The organism is Funiculus sociatus GB2-C1 (genome assembly GCF_039962115.1).
In the GTDB taxonomy this organism is placed as follows: domain Bacteria; phylum Cyanobacteriota; class Cyanobacteriia; order Cyanobacteriales; family FACHB-T130; genus Funiculus; species Funiculus sociatus.
In genome coordinates, this window is record NZ_JAMPKJ010000123.1 from 1 (window position 1) to 7,339 (window position 7,339).

A 7,339-nucleotide genomic window follows, 5' to 3' on the forward strand; every position below is an offset into this window, starting at 1 on the left:
CCTGACTTAGCCAAAGCCATAGAGGAAGCATTTAATAAGCTCTCCTTGAAGGACATCCAAAATTGGTTTACACACTGCTGTTACTGTACCTCAGCAGACTAGGAAACGCTATATCACCCTTTCCATCGGGAAGTTCAGCAATGATAACAGAGCTATCCGCAAATGGGTTAATCCGCGTAGAATCTTCCCGAAAAAAATAACTTGCAAATTTAGAAAGTACAGTATGGTCAGTTCCTCCCTCAACAAACAGAATCTTGTTTGCACCATAGTTACGAATGGCATCAGCTTTTGTCACAGCGCCAAGATCTGCAAGAAACTGACCAACTCCGTTACAAGTACGACTTTCTTGCTTAGTCTGGTCAATCCACGTCAAATACTCAACTGGGATTTCAGCAATGAAATCGGGTGCATGGCTTGTTACGAAAACCTGCACATTTTTCTCGACAGAATGATCGAGAAGCATCTGTGCAACTTGGTGCTGTAAGGTACTATGAAGGTGAGCATCTGGCTCATCCAATAAGAGACATCTCGACTTTGAAAAGTGCAGAATAACAGCCAAGCTTGAAATAGTGCGAAGTCCACCACCACTTACACTAATATCAAAATTAGTTTCATCTTCCTCAAACTCAATCAAAACCTGTGGTGGACTTTGGTGTGTTAGTTGAGGCAGCTTTAACACAGTATCCGGCAAGTATTTCTGCACAATTTCAACAACACGATCAGAGTTCCTATTATCACCGTCATTGCATAGCCAATATAAGTATGATCGCCAGCACTCTGCTATCAATCCCTTATCAAGTTTCTGCCTTAACTCAGGGTGATGGATAAATTGCTCAATTGGAGGGAGGCTTGCAGTTGGGGGAACAAATGTGGGAGAAAACAGAAAAAAATCTTCTACAATTTTTTGATTGACAGGTTCTTGGATTTTATTTCTAATTGTTTCTTCATTTTTTAATATGTCTAAATTAAAATTTTTCCGTCCAGTAATTTCTATTTTTATTTCAATATTACCAGATAGTTTCAGTGCAATTTTGCATGGAGTAGATGTTTTTTTATTAAGCCATAAAGCATCAGGATCACCCGAAAGTTGGCGCTCAATAATCCCGGAGGACTTGAATCTATCATTAGACGACCAGTGAGGAGCAATAAAGTCTGGTCTTTGGATATCAGGGTTTGCATACCCTCCAAATACAAATTTGCAAACATCATGAACAAGCTGTATAGCCTGAAGAATACTTGTTTTTCCACTACTATTCAGGCCAACTAACGTAGTGAATTGAGAGCATTTCAGCTTGAAATTTTTAAATCCTTTGAACGAGACTAAATGTAATTCTTCAATAAAAATAGTCATATTGATATAGCAGTAAATGACTGTATTTCTGTTTTACATGAGCTAGAGGGTAAAGAGGGAGACCAGACTACAAACTTTGCTAAAATTTGCGCTTTATTAATAAACTGAAGGCTGACCAGTAAATAACTGATGAGCCTTCAGCCCTCAATCAGGGATGCTTGAATATGACCTGAGAGAGTATAGAGCCAGCCGTCTTACTGGTTCTTATGTTTGGTTGGGTCAACCAGTTTATACCGCTGGTTTGATCCTGTGCTTGGGAATTAGCTTGCACCCAAGCACCGTAAATAATCAAGAGCGGCTCTCTAGGTCATTCTCTACCTCAACACCGTAGTCAGTGAACAGACGAGCAATAGAGATGCCCAGCGCATTAGCTAGCTTTTCAACGTTCTCCAGAGAGGGATTTCGCCCACCTCTCTCAATATCCGAAATGTAGGTTTGATGAAGCTCAGCTCGTTCGGCAAGTTCCTCTTGAGACAAATCCAATTCTCGCCGACGCCGCCTGATGGCTTTCCCAAAGCGGTGGTTAATCTCTGATTGTTTTTTTCGACTCACTGCACGATTTTCAAGGAGTGCATGTTATGAGTCCATAGACAATAAGTATTATTTTATAGACTTTAAGCTATAAAATAAGTGCAACCAATTCTTGAAGAATCTATCTATGCCTAACATCCGTTCCCAAATGCCACCCTTTGCCTTGCCAGAAGTTGTTCCCGAAACCCTACCTCAGCAACAGTTTCAGCTCGGTGATTTAGTACGATGGCGTCAAGTTCCTCATCCAGACTTTGGTCGTATCCTCGGCGTTATCTACACCCACTCCTCCAGTTGTATTGCTACTGGACTGCATTACCTGGTTTTACTCGATGAGCAAAGTCCTTCCCGCCATATCACCAGCTATGACTTCGCTTTTGAGGAAGACATCGAACGGCTCAATCAGTCATCTGTAGTTTGAATCAGAGGTCATCATGTCTTCTCAACAGACACGTCAACAAGTCTTAGAGCTGCATAATCAGATGTTTATCTCTCCCCAAGACTTCAGCTATCGTTGGGGGTTAGATTATGAACAATTGGCTCACATCTGCTGTCTTTCCAAATCCACCACTTATCACTGGCTCGGTGGACAAGCTAGCCGTCGAGAAGCGGGTCTTCCATACCAACGAATCATGGCGATAGCTGATTTTCTCCTCACCAATGCCGAACGAGTTCAGCCACTTTTGGAACGCTGGCACACAAGGCAGTAATCCGACAAATAGTTATGGCTTTGCAAATTGACAAAACTTTCTTGACCGTCTGAAAAACCAGGGAGTACGGTGCAGTCAGTGTAATCTAGACACCGATTGTTTTATGACCTTTTTCTCCACCCGTAACGGCAATCAACCTTCCTCCACTATCGAGATTATTGGCGACCATATTGTGATTCGCGACTTAGAAATCCGTCACCCAGAGGCAGCTAACTACTTGAGACAATTGCCTGAGTCCCAACAAGAATCTACTCTCCTGAGTTGTGTGGAAATGGGTTTTGCCTGCATCCAAGTCGCTCATGCCCGTCAGGATACAGCCTTTGTTGAGCAACGGATGCAAGCCCTACTTTCTGAATTCCAAACAGCCGTAAGCCGCATTGTCCAGTCTTTTGAGCAGGAGTTGGTCAGTCAAATTGGTACGGAAAATGGTCAAGTTTTGGCACCGCTCAAAGGACAAATTAATCAAACCGCAGCAGTGCTTACCGCTCAAGTGGATGGCGTCCGAACTCTGCTAGCACGGGATATTGACCCACATAAGGAAACGTCTGTTATTGGCAGCGTTCTCAAAACCCTCACCAACCTTCTCAACCCCAAATTATCAGATTCCATCCAGGGGTCGTTTAAGGCAGCACTAGCGAATGTTACAGCAGACAACGGAACTCTAGCCAAAGCTGTAAAGAGTGTGGTCTGTGAAGCAGTAAAGCCCTTAGCGTCGGAAGTAGACAAGCTCCGCCAGGAAATTCGAGACAAACAGGTAACGCAAGCAGCACTTGAGCAAACAACAGCTAAGGGTGCTGCCTATGAAGAAATAGTTTTGTTAGAACTACAGGATTGGTCAAAGATTTGTGGCGCTGAGATTCACCACGTCGCCAAGGAAAATGAGCCAGGTGACATCCTCATTAAGCTCACTCCCAACTCAGTAGCGGCAACTGAGATTTCAATCATCATTGAGGCAAGAAACCGGCCTTCCCAACCTTGGGGGCGCAAAATGATTTCCCAGCGATTGGCCAAAGCACTGGCAAAGTATGAAGCGAATGCTGGAATTTTTTTGAGTCATTCTCGTCAGGGATTCGCACGGGAAATTGGGGAATGGGCCCAAGGAACTTGTGAATACGGATTGTGGATTGCCACCACTCATGAGCTGCTCACGGTTGCCCTTCAGTTTCTAATTGTGCGCCAGCAATTAGTAAACCAACAGACTCTTAACTCGAAGCTAGACTGTAGTGCGATTGAAGCTCAGTTGCAACGAATTCAATCCTCTCTAGATTACATTGCCAAAATTAATACTCACTTAACGTACTTACAAGAGAACACCGAGGGCATTCGAGCCAAAGCCAAGGCAATGAAAGTTGAAATTTTGGGTGCGTTGACCTCAGCCAGTCAAGCTCTAAATATTGTCTCAGGTGAAACGTAGTTATTTTTTTAGGATAGGAGCTGGCAAAAGATTAAAAACCGAAACAAATTGAAAAGTAGTTCAAAGAAAGTTATGTATGAAATATGTAGTTGATTAGCTATATTGCATACATTATTCACGATAGTGACGTGCTAGTATTCAGCACATCTTGAAACTCTGCTTATCCTACCTAAAAAATGCACGAACAGCCTGGTTTGAGAAACAACTTTGTGAGTACCAGCATTCATAAAAAGGAGTAACTGAATGGCTAAACGCAAGAGACAAACAACCCAGGCTGTCATTGAAAAACGGATTGAAGAAGGTCGCGGTCAAGGTAGAGGTTTCAATTACAAGCCTTGGCTAACGGTGCAAGATGTCAGCTCAATGGGTACGTGCAAGCGTATTAAAGGGTTGACGACGGGAAGAAGACACGAGCTTTTGAGCCAGCATGAGGTTCGTTATTTCTATATTCTCGACTGGTCACCAATTGTTGTGGACATCCAAGAACAGTATCCCCTACTACGTTTGTCAGAGACCTTAGAAATTGCCGAAAAACTTTGCATCCGTCATCCTACTGATCCAAAGACACAAGAACCTATCGTCATGACGACGGATTTCTACATCGCCATCCGCCAAGGCATGGGAGTTTCTTATCAAGCTCGCACAGTTAAACCTTCAGACCAACTGGAAAACGAACGGACTATAGAAAAGTTTGAGATTGAACGGCAATATTGGCTCAAAAGAAACATCAGTTGGGGAATAGTGACTGAACACGAAATTCCCCCAGTGCTTGCCAAAAACATCGATTGGATAAGCAAGCGCTTTGATGAAGATAAGCTTACTCTGTCAGATCGCGAGATTCTTGAGGCTAAAAAATTATTAATTCAGTGGATTGCTCAAAGGGATGAGCCGCTCACGGAAATCACTGCTGATTGTGATGACAAACTTGGTTTAGAACCAGGTGACAGTCTCTCGGTAGTTCGGCATATGCTGGCTAGACGCGAATTGCTGATTGACCTGAATCAACCCATCAATCCTAGAAAAAAGCTCGTACTTTTGAAAGCTCCATCCGTAGACGTTATCAACCAAGGGGATAAAGTTGGATGAACCTTTTAGTCAACCAGCTACTCTGCTGGCAAAGTGACAACGAAGCAGATACTCAAATTGACCGCATATTGTGGATCGATTTCTCTGGCACCGATGTAGTAACCATCGACATCTACGATCCTTATGCTCAACCCATACTCCAGAAGCATGAGCATATGATGGCAGCAATTGCTGCTAATAGAGCCAGCATCCTGCAAGAAGACCCCTACGCAAAAATTCTTCGCTCTTACGTTGAACTCAAGGAGGAGCAACGCCAGCGTGTAGAAAAGGCTTGGTCTGCTATTTTCCTAATCGTAACTAAAGAAGAGTCGTTGTTCGATCCTGTTAAGCGGAGCCAGTTGATCAAGGAGGCGGTTAAACAGACAGGAAGAACAGAACCAACTATTCGCAAGGACTTACGACGGTATTGGCAAAGAGGTCAGACAAAAAATGCCATCATACCTGACTTTAATAAGTGCGGTGAGAAAGGTAAGAAGAAGCGAAGTGATGGTTGCAAAAGAGGTCGCAAGAGCTTCCTTGCTCAAGCCAGAAATGAGGAGATTGGAGTTAATGTTGATGCCGAGATAGAGAAGAAATTTCGTAAAGGTATCCGGTTATTCTACGAAACCTCGCAAAAAAGACCCTTAACCAAGGCTTTTCAACTTACCCTCGAAAAGTTCTTTCCCATCGGATATAGAGAACTTGCCGATGGTTCCAAGGAGCCTATTCTGCCACCAGCAGAAAAATTACCTAGCTTGAGGCAGTTTCAGTACTGGTATGAGAAAAGCTCTGATATCACTCGCAAACTCATTACTCGTAAAGGCGAACGTCGATATAACTTAAGTTATCGGGCTATTGTGGGAAACTCAACTCAGATGGCTTTTGGCCCTGGGTCACTCTTTCAAATCGACGCAACGATCGGTGATGTTTATCTGGTAAGTTCGCTAAACCGATGCTGGATTATCGGTAGACCTACACTGTATCTGGTTATCGATGTGTTCAGCCGTATGATTGTTGGGTTTGTCGTCACCCTCGAACCTGCAAGCTGGCTAGGCGCAATGTTAGCCCTGGAAAATGCTACAGCAGATAAGGTTGAATTTTGCAAAAAGTTTAATTTTGAAATTACAGAAGCTGACTGGCCTAGCCATCATCTTCCTGAAGCCATCCTGGCAGATCGAGGTGAATTTGAACGATATAACGCAAATAACCTGGTGGACTCTCTCGGTGTAGATGTCGATAATACGCCTCCTTACCGGGCAGACATGAAAGGTATTGTTGAGCAGAGCTTTAATCAGTTAAATAACGAAGCCATTCATTGGCTCCCAGGTTCGGTCAAAAAACTTCCTGAACGAGGAGAAAGAGACTATCGACTTGATGGGGTTCTGACTCTGTATGAATTTCGGCAGTTGATGATTCTTGCCATTCGGGATCACAACAGCGAAAAACGTTTGAACAAATACCCGATGGATGAATTCATGATCCAAGATGAACTCGAACCTTACCCGGTCGATCTCTGGCAGTGGGGAGTCGAGAATCGAGTCGGTTCGCTTCATTGGCAACCACCTGCAAATATCCGTCTGAACCTCCTCCCAACAGCAGAAGCTTCCGTAACCCGTGAAGGCTGTATTTACTTCAAGAAGTTGCACTATACCTGTGAATTAGCTGTACGCCAACAGTGGTTTGTTAAGGCAAGAAGTAAGGGGAGTTGGAAAATTACTGTTGCCTATGACCCACGCCTTGTTGATTACATCTACATACGTCTTGATAGTGGCAAAGACATGGAAGTTTGCCGTTTCCTTGATATCGATCAACGCTTCCAGGGTTGCGACTTTCGTGAGGTAGAAGACTACTACAGACGGCAAGAGGTAAACAAGCAGGCTTCCAGGACACGCAGACAGCAGTCTAAAGCAAAACATAATGCTCAAGCTAACAAAATCCTTGATCAGGCAACTGAGGAGGCGCAAAAGGCTGATGATGGTCAAAGCAAGCAGTCTCGTATCAAAAATATCCGCCAAAACCGTAACGAAGAACGTAGTCACGAGCGGAAGACTGAAGCTTGGGATTTAACATCAGAGAAGCTTTCCGACCAACCAGGGCAAGTGATTCCCATGCCAACCATTGCTCAACCTGACAAAGATGAAGAGGAGTATGTACCACCCTGACTGCCTGACACATCTTTGTAGATGCTTGGTAGATCAAGGGTGACAGGTTAATGAACGGATGCGAGAGAACCAAATCTGGTCATAGAAATCATGCTCAGCCCGTTTAGAT

General features: G+C 43.8%; 7 protein-coding genes. 5 read left to right on the forward strand and 2 right to left on the reverse strand.

Features of this window, described 5'->3' with window-relative positions; translation table 11 throughout:
• Positions 1–67 precede the first annotated feature (67 nt).
• The gene (locus NDI42_RS28400) at positions 68–1,351 is read right to left on the reverse strand and encodes an ATP-dependent nuclease (protein WP_190450569.1); all 1,284 of its coding nucleotides are present in this window, start codon (positions 1,349–1,351) and stop codon (positions 68–70) included.
• Positions 1,352–1,639: 288 nt separating this feature from the next.
• Positions 1,640–1,903 (reverse strand): helix-turn-helix domain-containing protein, encoded by a 264-nt coding sequence (locus NDI42_RS28405; protein WP_190450571.1) that lies wholly within the window; start codon positions 1,901–1,903, stop codon positions 1,640–1,642.
• A 106-nt stretch (positions 1,904–2,009) separates the two neighbouring features.
• Between NDI42_RS28405 and NDI42_RS28410 the strand changes: the two genes are divergently transcribed.
• The 5 genes from NDI42_RS28410 (at position 2,010) to NDI42_RS28430 (ending at position 7,230) form a co-directional block, all read left to right on the forward strand.
• Positions 2,010–2,300 (forward strand): hypothetical protein, encoded by a 291-nt coding sequence (locus tag NDI42_RS28410; RefSeq protein WP_199310899.1) that lies wholly within the window; start codon positions 2,010–2,012, stop codon positions 2,298–2,300.
• 13 nt (positions 2,301–2,313) lie between these two features.
• Positions 2,314–2,589 (forward strand): helix-turn-helix domain-containing protein, encoded by a 276-nt coding sequence (locus NDI42_RS28415; protein ID WP_190450573.1) that lies wholly within the window; start codon positions 2,314–2,316, stop codon positions 2,587–2,589.
• A 103-nt stretch (positions 2,590–2,692) separates the two neighbouring features.
• The gene (locus NDI42_RS28420; protein WP_190450575.1) at positions 2,693–4,003 is read left to right on the forward strand and encodes a hypothetical protein; all 1,311 of its coding nucleotides are present in this window, start codon (positions 2,693–2,695) and stop codon (positions 4,001–4,003) included.
• A gap of 243 nt (positions 4,004–4,246) precedes the next feature.
• On the forward strand, positions 4,247–5,089 hold the full coding sequence (locus NDI42_RS28425) for a TnsA endonuclease N-terminal domain-containing protein (protein WP_190450577.1): 843 nt from the start codon (positions 4,247–4,249) through the stop codon (positions 5,087–5,089).
• The gene (locus NDI42_RS28430; protein WP_190450579.1) at positions 5,086–7,230 is read left to right on the forward strand and encodes a Mu transposase C-terminal domain-containing protein; all 2,145 of its coding nucleotides are present in this window, start codon (positions 5,086–5,088) and stop codon (positions 7,228–7,230) included. The genes NDI42_RS28425 and NDI42_RS28430 overlap by 4 nt, the downstream gene beginning before the upstream one ends.
• The last annotated feature ends 109 nt before the right edge of the window (positions 7,231–7,339 follow it).